Consider the following 16,642-nt stretch of genomic DNA (forward strand, 5'->3'; position numbering starts at 1 on the left):
CCAACAAGGAAAGGTCATGCGGGTCGGGGGGACAATCTGTTGTGATGATTTACGGACTTATAGCGCCGGCGTCGACAATTAGCCGTGACTCGCAGTGCGGCCATTACTCGCCGCACCGTCGTGACGCTATGCCCAACCGTCGATATGACCCAATGCCAGATCAACAACAATGCCGGTGGAGAAGCCTGGCTAGCCACCCTGGCAGTTTTCGAAGGCCAAGGTGAGCCTGGCGACGAGCTGCTGCGCAGCTTTGGTGAAAGCCAACTGCCATCGCTGACCTACCGCAACGACGACCGACCGGTACGTTACGAGGCACTAGGACGCTCAGGCGGCCACAACGGCACATTCCAACTATGCGGGCGACAGGATGAAGGTGCCAGCGTGATCGTCAACAATGTTGGACGGGTACGCGTAGAGTCTGAACGTCCAGAGTGCTAAGTTAAGTGCTACATAAGCGCAGGTCACACACACTTCTCTAAAGGAACTGCGTAGCCGCCTGCGAGAGTCGGCTCCTCCTCAAAACATCACATGTGAACTACGGATACCTTCCATGCTCGCTAAGAAAACATCTCATAACTAATGCTATCGCCACAGGGAAGGAACTCTACTGTAGACATTTTCAGTGTCGGTTGGGAATAACTCTTCGCGCGCTTCAGAATTCATGTTTATACCAATCAGTGAGTCCCTAACCACATCAATATTAAAGTAAACAGAGCCGTTGGCCCCGCCTCCATTAATAGTTAAATCAACTTCATTAATTTGCTTGGAAAAGTCAGGAACAGAGTTATTGCTATCATCAGATTTACTTGCATAATTGCCTACAATAAGAGTTCCATCAACATTCTCATTTCCACTCAGAGTAGTATCCAAGGCATTATCATCGATGTTCACGTACCCACCCCAAACAATCAAAACACCACAGAATTTTTTGTTATTGGCTGCACTAAATGTCTCCAGAACCGCGACCTGGCTCACACCCTGGTCGGTACAGTTAGCACTTCGATCAATCCACTCAATATTTGAATCATCTGTTACAACCGTGCCTGTAGAACCAGAAATGGAATTATAAAGCAACTCAAATTTATCTCTTGCTTCAGTATTCTCTAGACCTCCGTAGGTAACTCCACCATATAAATGAAGATTTTCGTAGCACTGACTTTTATCAGAAGAATATTCACAATCGTTAGGATCCCCCTCGTAAAAAAGCCCCTCCCCATTTATACCCCCATTAATCCCTGCATTAGCCGACTTGGGAAACCAGGAATTACCATTTACATCTTGAATTCCACCAAAAACGCTAAGCGCACGATTAAAACTAAAAGGACGAAAGTATTCCACAATCACAGGGTCGCCCTGAACTGAAACAACACCATCGCGAAATTGTGCGCCCATACCGACGACATACCGTGTATTGCTTTCGTCTTCTACAAAAACATATCCCCAACTTAGCTCATCGGAGACGCTGGATACTGACAAGCCCCCTTTGGCACTATCTTCACTACTTACACCATGAGTCGTCGAGGCAAAAGCATAGAATTTTTCCCAATTTGCAACCCACTCGGATTCATTGAGACTTCCTGAGATGTCGATATAGGTAACATTGCTATCTGATGAGGCTATTCTAGTTGCACCATAGGAAGCTGCTTCCTCTGCTGCCATCTGAGCTTCAACTGCTGCTTTATAATTTCCAGCCAGCCGCTCATCAATCTGCGAAGTCTGCATGCTTGACAGACCAACCATTAGCGAAACGGTCAATAGAGAAAGAACCACGACCAGCACAGCACCTTGTTGACGTTTCATCTTTCGCTCCCGGGAAGCTGGGCGGCTAACCAAGGCCACCAGCAACCATGATTAATTTGTTACGGCTGCCGTGCGGTTGACGGCAAAGAATTCCAGAATATCTGCTGTGCCACTGCCATCGGTTGGAACAAGACTAAAAGTGACCAACAATCCATAGTCGCCTTCAGCCGTTACCTCGAAACCATTATTGATGAAACCTCCCACTAACTCCTGCGCCCCGGTCGTACAATTACTATCAAGCTGAAGGTAATATTCAGTATCTCCATCTGCTAAAGTTCTTCCACCAAGACTATAGGTCTTATCAACATCATCACCTGGATCTATTGAGGCACAATCTCCACGATTAGTAACAACAAGTGTCAAGTCATAACTCGAACCGGAACTAGGGATTGTTTCATCCCACTTGGCACGCCTGATATCCCGAAGCAGAATATCAACGGCAAAGTTCACTGCCGTCTGCTTTTCGCTAAGTGTCTCGACTTGCCTATTCGTTTGAAAAACGGTAAGAAAAAGCTGGCCCGCACCTAAAATGATAATCAGGCCAATTACCATCGCCACCATTAGCTCGATAAGTGAGAAGCCGCTGTTACGCTTCATCATCATTCCTCTGGTAGCCTGACGGTATATGAGAATTTTTCAGTCGTATCTCCAAATCTTCTTTCTGTCCATATTACGGATATCTGAAACTCACAAACTAAAGAATCCGGCTGTGTAATTATAGAAGCATCACTGAAACCGGGGAGATAAACTAACCATTCGCCATGCCACTGAGCTTGAACTGAAGCAATGTCGCTTGATGGGCAAGCAAGGGCTCCTGCGGTGTCCGTGGCTGCTTTAGCCCATACCCTCTCCTGCGCATCCTGTGCAGCCAAGGAAGCAATCGAGCGCTGATAAGCCGCATGGGCGCCCTGAAGGGCCTCGAGTTGCATAGCCGCCACGCCCAACAGGCCGATGGAGAGCACCAGTAAAGCAACCAGTGCCTCAATTAAGGTAAAGCCACGCTGCCTTGAGAGCCCAAAAGTCATTATGAACCTCCTCGGACTCGCCCTAGGGAGCTAATATCGATAGTGCGACTACTCAATTCTGAATACGTATTACCAAGTGAAAGATTACACCCAGTGGCACAGGAACCTGTAGGCTTACCAAGAGAACCAAAGGTAACAGAAAACCCTTCAGATAATGAGGTACGAGCATCTCTACCGCTACGGTTGCGAAGTACACTACCGTCCGACACTTGATATATCCAGGGTTCGGATTGATTCACTGTAAACGTCACATCGGTGCGTTTTTTGATGGCCTCGCTTCTAGCATAATTAAGGCCTGAAAGTACTTCATTGTAATCAGCGGCTACTCGACTCACAGCCATCATGCGCTGGAAACTTGGAATGGCGGTGGTCATCAAGATAACGGCTACAGCAATGGTGACCAGAAGCTCGATAAGCGTAAAGCCTTTTTTTTTCATGGCATCACCAACATCCCGATGGCCCCCTGACGCCCTGACCATTGAGCGTTATATCGCCAGAGCAGCCATCATCACGGCTTGTAGTTGCGCTGATTATGTATCCAACCGTGCCGTCTACTGAATAGGAAATAGTGTAACTTCCATCGGGTGAGAGTGATGTAATAGAGCAGCCGTCATCACCGTCTTTTTTTTTCTTGTAGCTGTAGGTGCGTGTATAACAGCGCTCCAGCTCACCCGCGGCGATATTAAGCCCGGCATGCGCATCCGACCGAAGCGACCGCTCCACGTACCGCGTATAACTCGGATAGGCAATCGACGCCAGAATGCCAATGATAGCCACGGCGATCATCAGCTCGATCAGCGTAAAGCCGGCGGTGCGCCGAGGGCCGCCCTGGTTGCCTTGCCGTCGATGTCGGGGGCTCGTGAGAGTCACGCAGCGCCTCTCCTGTCGTAGAATTCTAATGCTCAGTATGTGGTAATTTTGTATTAGCTGCCAGTGTCAAGACCGAAAAATGCCGAGCACATGCCCGGCATTTTCTGACTACGTCCTGATGAGCGATGCCCGCCTTACGGGCTGAGACGCTGTCAGCCCCGTACGGTTAGTCGCTGGCGGTTACTCGCTAGCAATCACACGCTCGCGCAGTTCGCGCGGCATCGAGAAGGTGATCGTCTCGGCTCGGCCAGCGAGCTCTTCAGGTGCGGTGGCGCCCAGCTGTTGCAGACGTTCGATCACGCCTTGCACAAGCACCTCGGGGGCGCTGGCGCCGGCCGTCACGCCGATGGCGTTCACCTTGTCGAGCCAGGCGGGATCGATCTGCTCGGCATTGTCGATCAGATACGCGGCCGTGCCGACACGCTCGGAGAGTTCACGCAGGCGGTTGGAGTTGGAGCTGTTGGGGCTGCCGACGACCAGCAGCAAGTCGCTGCCCGCGGCCAGCTCGCGCACGGCGTCCTGACGGTTCTGCGTGGCGTAGCAGATATCGTCCTTGCGCGGCCCGTCGATCGCGGGGAACTTGGCGCGCAGGGCGTCGATCACCCGGGCGGTATCGTCCATCGACAGCGTGGTCTGGGTGACAAAGGCCAGCAGGTCGGGATTGTTGACCTCCAGACGCGCCACGTCGGCCTCGTCTTCCACCAGGTAGATCTGCCCCCCGTAGGACGTGTCGTAGCGGCCCATGGTGCCTTCAACCTCGGGATGACCTTCATGGCCGATCAGGATGCATTCCTGGCCGCGCCGCGCGTAGCGCAGCACCTCCATGTGCACCTTGGTGACCAGCGGGCAGGTGGCGTCGAACACGCGCAGGCCGCGCTGGTCGGCCTCCTCCTGCACGGCCCGCGAGACGCCGTGGGCGGAGAAGATCACGATCACGTCGTCGGGCACTTCGTGAAGCTCCTCGACGAAGACCGCGCCGCGCTCGCGCAGGGTATCGACCACGAAGCGGTTGTGGACCACCTCATGGCGCACGTAGATCGGCGGGCCGAAGACATCCAGCGCGCGATTGACGATCTCGATGGCGCGATCGACCCCGGCGCAGAAGCCCCGCGGGTTGGCCAGCTTGATTTGTATGGGGTCAGCTTGCATGGGCTCGGACTGCGTGGTGTCAGGTTTCATGAGGGCCTTGCCTTGATGCCGGCGCATCGGTGCGTTCGAAGAATCGGGATCGGCTCAGTGCGTCGTTGCCGGCTTCACGTCCAGCACTTCCACCTCGAAGGTCAGGGTACGCCCTGCGAGCGGATGGTTGAAGTCCACTTCCACCTGCTCACCGTCGATACGCTTGATCACGCCCGGCAGCTCGCCACCGCCGGCATCGGCGAACGACATCATCATGCCGACCTCGGGCGCTTCGCTCTCGAAGTCGTCGCGCTTGAGCAGTTGGATGTTTTGAGGGTTGTGCTGGCCGAAGGCGTGCTCGGGGGCAATCTCGAAGCTGCCGGCATAGCCAGCCTCCAGCCCCTTGAGCGGGTGTTCGAAGCCAGGCGGCAAGTTGCCGTCGCCCAGTTGAAAGCTGGCGGGCTTCTTGTCACGGGTGGAGTCCACCACGGTGCCGTCTTCCAGCTTGAGGGTGAAATGCAGGGTGATATCCATGCCCTCGTCGATGCGTAAGGCTTGATGGTTGGAATCGCTCATCGTGTGTCCTTGATCGTCTTGATCGTGTGTTGGCGCTGGCCGCGTGGCATCAGGCGAGATGTTTGCTTGGATATCTCCAGGCACTGCCGGTTCCTTATTGCGCCGTTCCTTACACGCGTCGCCGGGCCCGGCGCTTCTCGCCGATCACCGATTCCCAGATCAAACCGGCGGCGCCCAGGGTAATGCCGATATCCGCCACATTGAACGCCGGGTAGTACCAGCCGGCGGCGTGGAACGACAGGAAGTCCACGACATAGCCATGCACCAGGCGATCGTAGAGATTGCCCAGCGCCCCGCCGATGATCAGCGCCAGCGACACGGCCAGCAGCGTCTCGTCACGCTTGAGGCGGTGCATCCAGATCGTCAAACCAATGCTCGCGCCCACGGCAACCGTGGCGAAGAACCAGCGCTGCCAGCCGGGGTGACCGGCCAGGAAGCTGAAGGCCGCGCCGGTGTTGTGCAGCAGCGTCAGGTTGAAGAACGGCAGCACTTCCACCGGGCGGGCGTAGCTGAGCCAGGCACTGGCGGCGTATTTGGTGGCCAGGTCGAGCACGACGATCGCCACGGCCAGCCACAACCAGCGAAGCGGGCGCTGCATGGGCGGCACGGCAGACGAGGCCGAGTCGTGCCCGCCCGCGTCACGGCGCTTGGCCTCACGCGCGCTCTGCTGGCTGCCCCTTTCCTCATGCATAGTGACGCGTCTCGCCCGGGCCGTCCGGCAGGTTGCTGATACAGCGGCCGCAGAGGTCATCGTGCTCGGGGTGGGTTCCCACGTCCTCGCGGTGATGCCAGCAGCGCTCGCACTTTTGGTTCGGGCTTTCCGCCACGGCTACCTTCAGCCCCTCGAGCTCGGTCGGCTCGGCGTTAGTGGCACCGGGCTGTTTGCTATCGGACAGGGGTGCCAGGTGCACCTCGCTGGTCAGCATCACGAAGCGCAGCTCGTCACCCAGCTTGGCCAGGGTGGCACGCAGGTCGCCACTGACGAAGAGGGTAACCTCGGCGGCCAGACTGCCCTTGATGGTCTTGGCATTGCGGGCATCTTCCAGGCACTTGTTGACGGCCTGCTTGACCTCCAGCACCTGCTCCCAGAAGTCACGCCCCATCGCGGCGTCATCCGCCAGGGTGGCAAGCCCGGGGTAGTAGGTCTCGAGCAGCACGCTGTCGCGGCGCGTGCCGGGAATGTGTTCGTAAATTTCCTCGGCGGTAAAGGAGAGGATCGGCGCCACCCAGCGGCTAAGCGCCTCGACCACGTGATAGAGCGCGGTCTGGGCGCTGCGTCGTGCCAGGGAATCGGCCTGGGTGGTGTACTGGCGATCCTTGATCACATCCAGATAGAAGCCACCCAGCTCGCGGGCACAGAAGCCATGCACCTGCTGGTAGACGTCGAGGAAACGATACTCGTCATACGCCGTCTCGATGCGCGCCTGCAGCTGCGCAGCACGATCGACCACCCACTGGTCGAGGGCGAGCATGTCGTCGAAGGCTACCCGGTCGCGGTCCGGATCGAAGCCGGTCAGGTTGGCGAGCAAGAAGCGCGAGGTGTTGCGGATACGCCGGTAGACGTCGGCGGTGCGCTTGAGGATCTCGTCGGACACCGCCATCTCGCCGGAGTAGTCGGTAGAAGCCGCCCACAGGCGCAGGATGTCGGCGCCGAGCTTGTCCATCACTTCCTGTGGCGCCACCACGTTGCCCACCGACTTGGACATCTTGCGACCCTGGGCGTCGACGGTGAAGCCGTGCGTCAGCAGGTCGCGATACGGCGGATGGCCGTCGATGGCGCAGCCGGTCAGCAGCGAGGAATGAAACCAGCCACGGTGCTGGTCGGAGCCTTCCAGGTAGAGATCCGCGACCGGCCCCTGGTCATGACCATGAGGATGTGAGCCGCGCAGCACGTGGCGGTGCGTGGTGCCGGAGTCGAACCAGACGTCCAGGGTATCGGTGACCTTGTCGTAATCGGCGGCCTCCTCGCCCAGCAGCTCGGCCGGGTCGAGGCGGAACCAGGCGTCGATGCCCGCTTTCTCGACAAGCTTGGCGGCCTCTTCAATCAGCTCGAGGGTGCGCGGGTGCAGCTCACCGCTGGTCTTGTGCAGGAAGAAGGGAATTGGCACGCCCCAGTTACGCTGGCGCGAGATGCACCAGTCGGGGCGGTTGGCGATCATGCTGTGCAGCCGCGCCTTGCCCCAAGCGGGGGTGAATCGGGTGGCCTCGATGCCCTCGAGAGCCCGCTCGCGCAGGGTGCGCCCGTCCTTGTCCTTGAGGTCCATGCCCACGAACCATTGAGCAGTGGCGCGGTAGATCACCGGCGTCTTGTGGCGCCAGCAGTGCATGTAACTGTGGGTGATGGGCTGATGGACCATCAGCGCCCCAACCTCGCGCAGCTTGTCGACGATCTGGGGATTGGCCTTCCAGATCATCTGACCACCGAAGAACGGCAGCTCCTCGGCGTAGACGCCGTTGCCCTGCACGGGGCTCAGGATCTCGTCGAAGCTCATGCCGTGGGCGCGGCAGGTCACGAAGTCGTCGACGCCGTAGGCCGGCGCAGAGTGGACGATGCCGGTGCTGCCGACCTCGGATTCCACGTAGTCGGCGAGATACACCGGCGAGCGGCGATCATAAAACGGATGGCGGAATTCGATCAGGTTCAGCGCCTCGCCCTGGGCGGTGGCGATCACCTCGCCCTGCAGGCCGTAGCGCTCGAGGCAGCTCTCGACCAGCTCCTCGGCGAGCACCAGCCACCGCTCGCCGGTGTCGACCAGCGCGTAGGTGAACTCGGGGTGGACGTTGAGCGCCTGGTTGGCCGGGATGGTCCAGGGCGTGGTGGTCCAGATGACGATGGCGGCAGGCTTGCTGAGCTCGGCAAGACCAAAGGCGGCGGCCAGCTTGTTTTCATCGGCCGCCGGGAAGGCGACATCGATGGCATCGGACTTCTTGTCGGCATACTCCACCTCGGCCTCGGCCAGGGCCGAGCCGCAATCGAAGCACCAGTTGACCGGCTTCAGGCCCTTGAAGACATACCCCGCCTCGGCCATGTCGGCGAGCGCGCGGATCTCGCCGGCTTCGTTATCGAAGTCCATGGAACGGTAGGGATTGCCCCAGTCACCGATCACGCCCAGGCGCACGAAGTCGGACAGCTGCGCCTGGATCTGCTCGCCGGCGTATTCCCGGCACAGCTCGCGGGCCTTCTGCGGCGCCAGATGCTTGCCGTGAGTGGTCTCGACCTTGTGTTCGATGGGCAGGCCGTGGCAATCCCAGCCGGGAACGTAGGGCGCGTCGAAGCCGGCCAGGTTCTTCGACTTGACGATGATGTCCTTGAGGATCTTGTTGACGGCATGACCGATATGAATGCTGCCATTGGCATAGGGAGGGCCGTCGTGCAGCACGAACAGCTCCCGACCACGGCGCTCTTCACGCAGACGGTGGTAGAGGTCCAGCTGCTGCCACTGGGCCACGCGCTCGGGCTCGCGCTTGGGCAGCATGCCGCGCATCGGGAAATCGGTATCTGGCAGGTTCAGAGTGTGCTTGTAGTCGCTCATATCCTGGGGTCAGCCGTCGTCGTGGTCGGCGGGCTTGCCCGCCGAGGAATCGAAAGTCACGGCCTCGCGCGCCAACGGCGCCGATGCCAGAGGAAGAGAATAGTCGGTACCGTCGCCCGCCTGATCTACCGCGACAGGGTGTGCCGCATAATGTGCACCGGCAGCGGGGTGCTGTAGAAAGTAGGCTCGGGCGCGTGCCTGGTCGGCGCGGATCTGCGCCTTGAGCTCGTCGAATTGAGCGAACTTAACCTCGCCGCGCAGCTTGGCGCAGGGGAACACCGTGAGGCGCTCACCGTAGAGGTCACCGTCGAAATCGAAGAGGTGCACCTCGAGCACCGGCCGCTCGCTGCCTACCGTGGGGCGCCAGCCGATGTTGGCCACGCCAGGCAGGCAGCGCCCATCGGGGAGTTCGGTGACCACCGCATAGACGCCCTGCAGGGCCAGCGACAGGGCCGGCTGCGGCAGGTTGGCGGTAGGCACGCCGATGGTGCGACCAAGCTGCTGGTCCGGTACCACACGGCCATCCAGCCGGTAAGGGCGACCCAGCAGACGTGACGCGGCGGCGAAGTTGCCGCTCGCCAGCATGGTACGCACACGGCTGCTCGATACGCGCTCGTCGTCCAGCGTAAAGGTGCGGGTGTGCTCGACGTGAAATCCGCGCGCCTCGCCCACCTCGGTGAGCAGGTGGAAATCCCCGCGGCGGTCGCAGCCAAAGCGGAAGTCGTCGCCCACGACGAGATGCCGTACGCCCAGGCCGTCGATCAGCACCCGTTCGATGAACTCCAGCGCCGTCAGGCTTCGCAATGCCTCGTTGAAAGGCAGGCAGAGCACGCAGTCGACGCCGGCCTCGCCGAGCAGGCGCACCTTCTCGCGCAGTCGCGTCAGCCGGGGCGGCGCCTGGTCGCCGGCGAAGTATTCGCGGGGTTGCGGTTCGAACACCACTACCGTGACCGGCAGATGGAGCGCCGCGGACTGCTCCCGGCACTGCTCGAGGATCGCCTGGTGACCGCGATGGACGCCATCGAAGTTGCCGATGGTCGCCACACAGTCACGATGCTCGTCGCGCAGGTTGTGCAGTCCTCGAATCAATCGCATGCGCTCGCTGCCTGGCCGATGGTAAATCGTCGATTATAACGGACCCAGGGCCCCTTGACAGCCGACGCGGCGTGGTCATTCCCCGATGGTGGCCTATTCGTCATCCAATCACCTCAGCCTTTCATTCGAAAGTGCCGCAGGCGCACCCCGAAGGCCGCCAGCCAGGCGAAATAGACTAGCGCCCCTCCCACGACCAACGCCGAAAGCCAAGCGACGCGAGGCCCGACCTCCCAGCCGAGCCACGCCTGCCAGCCGGGGGCCAGCCACCACAGCCCCAGGCTCATCACCGTGCAGCCACCACCGAGCTGTATGGCATAGCGCCCCCAGCCGGGTTGGAAGACCAGGATGCCCTGCTTTTTCAGCAGCCAGCCCAGCAGGCCGGCATTCAGGAAGGCGGAAAGTGCCGTGGCCAGCGCCAGCCCGGCATGGGCCAGCGGCCAGATCAGAATCAGGTTGAACACCATGTTGGCGACCATGGCGATGATGCCGACCTTGACCGGGGTGGCGGTGTCCTGGCGAGCGAAAAAGCCCGGCGCCAGCACCTTGATCAGCATGAAGGCGACCAGGCCCAGGGCATAGGCACGCAGGCTCATGGCGGCCATGGCGATGTCGTGATCGGTCATCGCGCCATAGTGGAACAGGCTGATCAACAATGGCTCGGCCAGCACGGCCAGCGCCAGCGCCGCCGGCAGGCCCAGCAGCAGCACGGTGCGAATCGCCCAGTCGAGCATGGCGGCGAAGTGCTCGCGTGACTGCTCGGCGTGACACCGGGAGAGCGCGGGCAGGATCACCGTGGCGATGGCGATGCCGAACACCCCCAGCGGCAGCTCCACGAGACGGTCGGAATAATACAGCCAGGATACGCTGCCCGCGGCCAGCAGTGAGGCCAGCACCGTATCGAGCAGCAGGTTGATCTGGGAGACCGAGACGCCGAACAATGCCGGCACCATCAAGCGCAGAATGCGTCGCACGCCCGCGTTGGCGAAATCGGGCCAGGGCCGCGGCAACAGCCCGAGCCGCGCCAGAAACGGCACCTGAAAGGCCAGCTGGGCGACCCCGGCGATCAACACGCCCCAGGCTAGGCCCATGGCCGGCTCGCTCATCAGTGGCGTCAGCAGTACTGCGGCACCAATCAACGACAGGTTGAGCAGTACGGGCGTGAAGGCCGGCACGGCGAAGCGATTCCAGGTATTGAGCGTGCTGCCGGCGAAGGCGGTCAGCGAGATCAGCAGCAGATAGGGAAAGGTCAGCCGCAGCATGTCGGCGGTCATCGCCAGCTTTTCGGGGTCGCGCCCGAAGCCCGGCGCGAAGGCCCACACCAGCCAGGGCGAGGCGAGCATGGCGAGCGCGGTGATCAGCGCCAGCACCGCTGTCAGGCTGCCGGCTACCGCATCTAGCAGCTCACGCACCTCACGTTTCGAGCCGCGGGTGGCATATTCCGAGAGCACCGGCACGAAGGCCTGGTTGAAGGCGCCCTCGGCGAAGAGTCGGCGCAGGAAGTTGGGAATCTTGAAGGCAACGAAGAAGGCATCCGCCCCGTTGCCGGCCCCCAGCAAGGCCGCTATCACGACATCACGGGCGAGACCCATGACCCGCGAGAGCATGGTCATGGCGCCCACCACCAGCCCCGAGCGCATCAGGCCGCCGCGCTTGAGCGCGACGGCGCGGCCATCATCGACGGGGTCGGGTTGTGGAGTCACGGGATGATCGGTCACGACGCTCTTCCTTCTCCCCAGCCACGACGCCCCGTTCAGGGCCACCATGCTGGTCAGGCACAAAAAAACCGGCCTTAGCCGGTCTTTTGCGAGATGCCCTGAACATTCGGCTCAGGGAAACTCGAGGCGTCCGGCGTGCTCAGGCAGCCAGCGCCTTGACCCGCGCATTCAGGCGGCTCTTCAACCGCGCCGCCTTACGCTTGGACAGCACGTCCTTGTCGGCCATGCGGTCAATGATCGGCTGAGCCTTCTGGAAAGAGGTCATTGCCACGGCGTGGTCACCGCCCTCGATGGCCTTGAGCACACGCTTGACGTAAGTACGGACCATGCTGCGCTGGCTCGCCTTCAGGACACGACGGCCTTCTGACTGACGGGCGCGCTTGCGCGCTTGCTTGCTATTTGCCACTGACTGTCTCCTTGGAGAAAGTTGTCGCCGCCGGCATCAGGCGGCTTTTTGATAACGTTTTGATCCAACAGGGAAATGCAACACTCCCCGTCGGCCTGGCCATCTCGCCGACTGCATGATTCAAGGCAGTCGATTATGGGCCGTGTCTGAGAGGATGGCGCATCCTATCACAGCACCCGTGTGCTTGCCATAGCCGGGCGTGTGGCCTACAGGATGATCAGATTGTCGCGATGGATCAGCTCCGGGGATTCCATGTAGCCGAGGATGGCCTCGATACGGTGGCTCGGCTTACCCAGAATCTGCCTCGCATCATCGACCCCGTAATTGACCAGGCCCTTGGCGACACGATGCCCTTGCTCATCCACGCAGAGCACCATGTCACCCCTCACGAAGGTGCCCGCCGCCTGCCTGACACCCACCGGCAAGAGACTGGAGCCCTGACGGCGCAGCATTCCCACGGCACCATCGTCCAGCGTCAGGGTGCCGCGCACCTGCAGCTGGCCGGCCAGCCAGCGCTTGCGTGCCGCCATCGGCGCCTGCTCGGGCAGCAGCAGCGTACCCAGCGACTCGCCAGCCGCCAGGCGCGCGAGCACGGCCGACTGATGACCGCTGGCGATGACCGTGACCGCACCGGACCGGGCCGCGAGCTGGGCGGCCCGCACCTTGGTGGCCATGCCGCCACGCCCCAGTGACCCGCCTTCGCCGGCCACCGCGGCGAGCGACGGGTCGTCGGCACGGCCTTGCCGGATCAGGCGAGCCTCTGGATTGACGCGCGGGTCGGCATCGAAGAGGCCCTCCTGATCGGTAAGGATCACCAGCGCGTCGGCCTCCAGCAGGTTGGCGACCAGGGCGCCCAGGGTATCGTTGTCGCCGAAGCGGATCTCGTCGGTGACCACGGTGTCGTTCTCGTTGATCACCGGCACGACACGCAGGTCGACCAGGGTGCGTAACGCCGAGCGTGCGTTGAGGTAGCGCTTGCGGTTGGAGAGATCGTCGTGGGTCAGCAGCACCTGGGCGGTGAGAATACCGTGCCGTGCGAAATGGCCTTCGTAGCATTCGGTCAGGCTGTTCTGCCCCACCGCGGCGGCGGCCTGCAGCTCGTGCACCGCCGAGGGGCGCCGCTGCCAGCCCAGGCGCACCATGCCGGCAGCCACGGCACCGGACGAGACCAGCACCACCTCGATACCGCGCCGATGCAACTCGGCAATCTGATCGACCCAGTCGCCGATGGCGACGTCATCGAGCCCACGGCCATCGTTGGTCAGCAATGCACTGCCGATCTTCACCACCACACGACGCGCCCTCTTGAGCGCATCGCGACCGACCACCTGCTCGCTGCTCACTATCCTCACCCTCTGCTCAAGCGTTCGCGAAATTATCGGTCAAAGTCGACAGGCTTCTGGTATGGATTGACTAAGGAGAGTATTCGACCTCGACATCATAATCATCATCGTCGAAGTCGTCGTCATCGAAATCATCGCGCTTGCGCTTGCGGCCGAGACGCGCCTCGGTGCGCGCCACCGCTTCGTCTTCCATGCGGGCGCGCATTTCGCGAGCACGCTCGGCGGCTTCCTCGTCCTCGTTCTCCAACCGGCGCTGCTCGGTCAGCCAGCGGTAGGCGGCCTGCACCAGGGCGTCGGTACCCTCGTTTCCGATCGCCGAGATACGAAACACCGGCCCCTCCCAGCCAAGCCGGGAGACGATGGCGTCGGTGCGCGCCAGGCGCTCGTCCTCGGGCAGCAGATCGAGCTTATTGAGCACCAGCCAGCGTGGCAGTTCGGCCAGGGTCGGCGAGAACTCGCCCAACTCGTGGGCGATCGCCTCGGCGGCCTCGACGGGATCGGACTCATCGAAGGGCGCCACGTCGACGACATGAAAGAGCAACCGCGTGCGGGTCAGGTGCTTGAGAAAGCGCAACCCCAGGCCGGCGCCATCGGAGGCGCCCTCGATCAGCCCCGGCACGTCGGCCATCACGAAGTGCTCGTGCATGCCGAGCTTTACTACCCCCAGGTTGGGCACCAGGGTCGTGAAGGGGTAGTTGGCGACCTTGGGCTTGGCCGCGGAGACGGAGCGGATCAGCGTCGACTTGCCCGCATTGGGCATGCCCAGCAGGCCCACGTCGGCCATGACCTTCATCTCGAAGCGCAGGTTGCGGCGCTCGCCCTCGGTACCCGAGGTGGTGCGACGCGGCGCCCGATTGGTGGACGACTTGAAATGGATGTTGCCAAGCCCGCGGCGGCCGCCCTGGGCGACCAGCACTTCCTGGCCGATCTCGGTGACGTCGGCGATTACCTCGAGGGTGTCCTCGTCGATCACCGTGGTGCCCACCGGCACCTTGACGAGTAGGTCTTCGCCGGCCCTGCCGCTCATCTGGCGGCCCATGCCGGGCTGGCCGTTCCGGGCCTTGTAGAAGCGCTGGTATTTGAAGTCGATCAAGGTGTTGAGGGCGTCGTCACCGATCAGGTAGACGCAGCCGCCATGACCGCCATCGCCGCCATCGGGGCCACCCTTGGGCACGTACTTCTCGCGGCGGAAGCTCAGGCAGCCGTTGCCGCCGTTGCCTGCCTCCACGATGATCGAGGCTTCATCCACGAATTGCATCTGTCACTCTCCCGACGGCCATTTCCACCGTCATGATACAAGAAGGCCCCGCCGTGGCGGGGCCCTCCTGGACAAGCTCGGGCGGTCTCAGGCAGAGACGACGCTGACGAACTTGCGATTCTTCGGACCCTTGGTCTCGAACTTGATCACGCCTTCGTTCAGCGCGAACAAGGTGTGGTCGCGGCCGAGGCCAACGCCGGTGCCGGGGTGGAACTTGGTGCCACGCTGGCGCACGATTATATTGCCCGGCACGGCTGCCTGGCCACCAAAGAGCTTGACGCCAAGGCGTTTGGATTCGGAATCGCGACCGTTACGGGTAGAGCCCGCTGCCTTCTTGTGAGCCATTGCTAAGTCCTCGCTCGTTCAGGGGAACTGTCTCTTTGTCACTGACGCCAGCGGCGCAGCGCTTACGCAGAGATCCCGGTGATCTTGACTTCAGTGAACCACTGACGGTGGCCCTGACGCTTCATGTGGTGCTTGCGGCGACGAAACTTGATGATGGTCACCTTGTCGCCACGGCCATGGGAGACGACGTCAGCCGCCACCTTGGCACCGTCGACCAGCGGCGCGCCGATCTTGATGTCGTCGTCGTTACCGACCAGCAATACCTGGTCGAACTCGACGCTTTCACCGGTCGGGATTTCCAGCTTCTCGAGCTTGAGCGTCTGGCCTTCCTGAACGCGGTACTGCTTGCCACCGCTCTTGATAATTGCGTACATCGGTCTCTCCAGAACTCATCGAGATTGGCTCTTCATCGGCCTGCTGCGAGTGGCGCCCCTTTCGGCAACCATCTGACAGGGAGCGTGATGAGTGGGTCGCGGATTATAACCGCCGCCGCGCGCGCCTTCAACCTCAAAAGGCCAGGATGACTACGCGCTCAGAAGGCCCAGTCCTCATCCTCGGTGGCCACCGCCTTGCCGATCACATAGGACGAGCCGGAACCCGAAAAGAAATCGTGGTTTTCGTCGGCGCCCGGCGAAAGCGCGGCAAGAATCGTCGGATCGACGTCAGTGACGCTGCTCGGAAAGAGCGGCTCGTAGCCGAGATTCATCAGCGCCTTGTTGGCGTTGTAGTGCAGGAACGCCTTGACGTCCTCGGTCATTCCCAGCGCGTCATAGAGCGACTCGGCGTATTTCACCTCGTTGTCGTAGAGCTCGAGCATCAGGTCAAAAGCATAGTTCTTGACCGCCTGCTGACGCTCCGGCGATGCCTCGGCCAGCGCCAGCTGGAACTTGTAACCAATGTAGTAACCATGCACCGCCTCATCGCGGATGATCAGACGAATCAGGTCGGCGGTATTGGTCAGCTTGGCGTGACTCGCCCAGTGCATCGGCAGATAGAAGCCCGAGTAGAACAGGAACGACTCGAGAAACACGCTGGCGACCTTGCGCATCAGCGGGTCGTCGGCATGGTAGCGGTCGAGGATCAGCTCGGCCTTGGCCTGCAGCGGCGCGTTCTCCTCGCTCCAGCGAAAGGCATCGTCCACGTCGCGGGTCGTGCACAGCGTCGAGAAGATCGAACTGTAGGAGCGGGCGTGCACCGATTCCATGAAGGCGATATTGGTGTAAACCGCCTCTTCATGCTGGGTCCGGGCATCCTCGATCAGCACGGGGGCGCCGATGCTGCCCTGGATGGTATCGAGTAGCGTGAGGCCGGTGAACACACGAATGGTCAGCCGCTGCTCCTGGGGCGTCAACGTGTTCCAGGAGGGAATATCGTTGGACAGCGGCACCTTTTCCGGCAGCCAGAAATTACTGGTGAGGCGATTCCATACCTCCAGGTCCTTGTCGTCCTGTAGGCGATTCCAGTTGATGGCGGCGACGTGTGATAGACGGCGAGTGGTAGTGGTCATTTTCGACGAATTCCTTGGGTAGCCAGCAAATCTGCGAGCGGGATGCAGCG

18 protein-coding genes are annotated in these 16,642 nt (G+C 61.0%); 1 reads left to right on the forward strand and 17 read right to left on the reverse strand.

Annotated elements, in window-relative coordinates:
- The first annotated feature begins 84 nt into the window (after positions 1 to 84).
- Positions 85 to 438: a GspH/FimT family protein gene (locus KG088_RS14775; protein WP_319941446.1), complete on the forward strand. Its 354-nt coding sequence runs from the start codon at positions 85 to 87 to the stop codon at positions 436 to 438.
- A 144-nt stretch (positions 439 to 582) separates the two neighbouring features.
- On the opposite strand, the gene KG088_RS14780 is transcribed toward KG088_RS14775, so the two are convergent.
- From KG088_RS14780 to nrdF, 17 genes are all read right to left on the reverse strand, one after another.
- A complete protein-coding gene (locus KG088_RS14780; RefSeq protein ID WP_213826625.1) occupies positions 583 to 1,800 on the reverse strand; it encodes a PilX N-terminal domain-containing pilus assembly protein in 1,218 nt (405 codons plus the stop codon).
- Between the two features lie 51 nt (positions 1,801 to 1,851).
- The gene (locus KG088_RS14785) at positions 1,852 to 2,403 is read right to left on the reverse strand and encodes a PilW family protein (RefSeq protein ID WP_213826627.1); all 552 of its coding nucleotides are present in this window, start codon (positions 2,401 to 2,403) and stop codon (positions 1,852 to 1,854) included.
- A complete protein-coding gene (pilV, locus tag KG088_RS14790) occupies positions 2,400 to 2,825 on the reverse strand; it encodes a type IV pilus modification protein PilV (protein WP_213826628.1) in 426 nt (141 codons plus the stop codon). The genes KG088_RS14785 and pilV overlap by 4 nt, the downstream gene beginning before the upstream one ends.
- Positions 2,825 to 3,262, reverse strand: a complete 438-nt coding sequence (locus tag KG088_RS14795; protein ID WP_213826630.1) for a GspH/FimT family pseudopilin — start codon at positions 3,260 to 3,262, stop codon at positions 2,825 to 2,827. The genes pilV and KG088_RS14795 overlap by 1 nt, the downstream gene beginning before the upstream one ends.
- A 4-nt stretch (positions 3,263 to 3,266) precedes the next feature.
- Entirely contained in the window at positions 3,267 to 3,695 is a 429-nt protein-coding gene (locus tag KG088_RS14800) for a type IV pilin protein (protein WP_319941447.1), read from the reverse strand.
- A gap of 180 nt (positions 3,696 to 3,875) precedes the next feature.
- A complete protein-coding gene (gene ispH / locus KG088_RS14805) occupies positions 3,876 to 4,874 on the reverse strand; it encodes a 4-hydroxy-3-methylbut-2-enyl diphosphate reductase (protein ID WP_250148291.1) in 999 nt (332 codons plus the stop codon).
- A 54-nt stretch (positions 4,875 to 4,928) separates the two neighbouring features.
- A complete protein-coding gene (fkpB, locus tag KG088_RS14810; protein ID WP_213826632.1) occupies positions 4,929 to 5,390 on the reverse strand; it encodes an FKBP-type peptidyl-prolyl cis-trans isomerase in 462 nt (153 codons plus the stop codon).
- Between the two features lie 109 nt (positions 5,391 to 5,499).
- Entirely contained in the window at positions 5,500 to 5,988 is a 489-nt protein-coding gene (gene lspA, locus KG088_RS14815) for a signal peptidase II (protein ID WP_213826798.1), read from the reverse strand.
- An 85-nt stretch (positions 5,989 to 6,073) separates the two neighbouring features.
- On the reverse strand, positions 6,074 to 8,923 hold the full coding sequence (ileS, locus tag KG088_RS14820; RefSeq protein WP_213826634.1) for an isoleucine--tRNA ligase: 2,850 nt from the start codon (positions 8,921 to 8,923) through the stop codon (positions 6,074 to 6,076).
- Positions 8,924 to 8,932: 9 nt separating this feature from the next.
- Positions 8,933 to 10,018, reverse strand: coding sequence for a bifunctional riboflavin kinase/FAD synthetase (ribF, locus tag KG088_RS14825; RefSeq protein ID WP_213826636.1), 1,086 nt, complete (start codon positions 10,016 to 10,018; stop codon positions 8,933 to 8,935).
- Positions 10,019 to 10,131: 113 nt separating this feature from the next.
- The gene (gene murJ, locus KG088_RS14830) at positions 10,132 to 11,655 is read right to left on the reverse strand and encodes a murein biosynthesis integral membrane protein MurJ (RefSeq protein WP_213826800.1); all 1,524 of its coding nucleotides are present in this window, start codon (positions 11,653 to 11,655) and stop codon (positions 10,132 to 10,134) included.
- Between the two features lie 217 nt (positions 11,656 to 11,872).
- On the reverse strand, positions 11,873 to 12,139 hold the full coding sequence (gene rpsT, locus KG088_RS14835; RefSeq protein WP_213826638.1) for a 30S ribosomal protein S20: 267 nt from the start codon (positions 12,137 to 12,139) through the stop codon (positions 11,873 to 11,875).
- 206 nt (positions 12,140 to 12,345) lie between these two features.
- The gene (proB, locus tag KG088_RS14840; protein WP_213826802.1) at positions 12,346 to 13,485 is read right to left on the reverse strand and encodes a glutamate 5-kinase; all 1,140 of its coding nucleotides are present in this window, start codon (positions 13,483 to 13,485) and stop codon (positions 12,346 to 12,348) included.
- 67 nt (positions 13,486 to 13,552) lie between these two features.
- Positions 13,553 to 14,740 (reverse strand): Obg family GTPase CgtA, encoded by a 1,188-nt coding sequence (gene cgtA, locus KG088_RS14845; RefSeq protein WP_213826640.1) that lies wholly within the window; start codon positions 14,738 to 14,740, stop codon positions 13,553 to 13,555.
- A gap of 87 nt (positions 14,741 to 14,827) precedes the next feature.
- On the reverse strand, positions 14,828 to 15,085 hold the full coding sequence (rpmA, locus tag KG088_RS14850) for a 50S ribosomal protein L27 (protein WP_213826642.1): 258 nt from the start codon (positions 15,083 to 15,085) through the stop codon (positions 14,828 to 14,830).
- A 62-nt stretch (positions 15,086 to 15,147) separates the two neighbouring features.
- Positions 15,148 to 15,459: a 50S ribosomal protein L21 gene (gene rplU / locus KG088_RS14855; protein ID WP_213826644.1), complete on the reverse strand. Its 312-nt coding sequence runs from the start codon at positions 15,457 to 15,459 to the stop codon at positions 15,148 to 15,150.
- A gap of 158 nt (positions 15,460 to 15,617) precedes the next feature.
- On the reverse strand, positions 15,618 to 16,592 hold the full coding sequence (nrdF, locus tag KG088_RS14860; RefSeq protein ID WP_213826646.1) for a class 1b ribonucleoside-diphosphate reductase subunit beta: 975 nt from the start codon (positions 16,590 to 16,592) through the stop codon (positions 15,618 to 15,620).
- Positions 16,593 to 16,642 lie beyond the last annotated feature (50 nt).

It is taken from the genome of Halomonas jincaotanensis, from assembly GCF_018448785.1.
Classification (GTDB): domain Bacteria; phylum Pseudomonadota; class Gammaproteobacteria; order Pseudomonadales; family Halomonadaceae; genus Halomonas; species Halomonas jincaotanensis.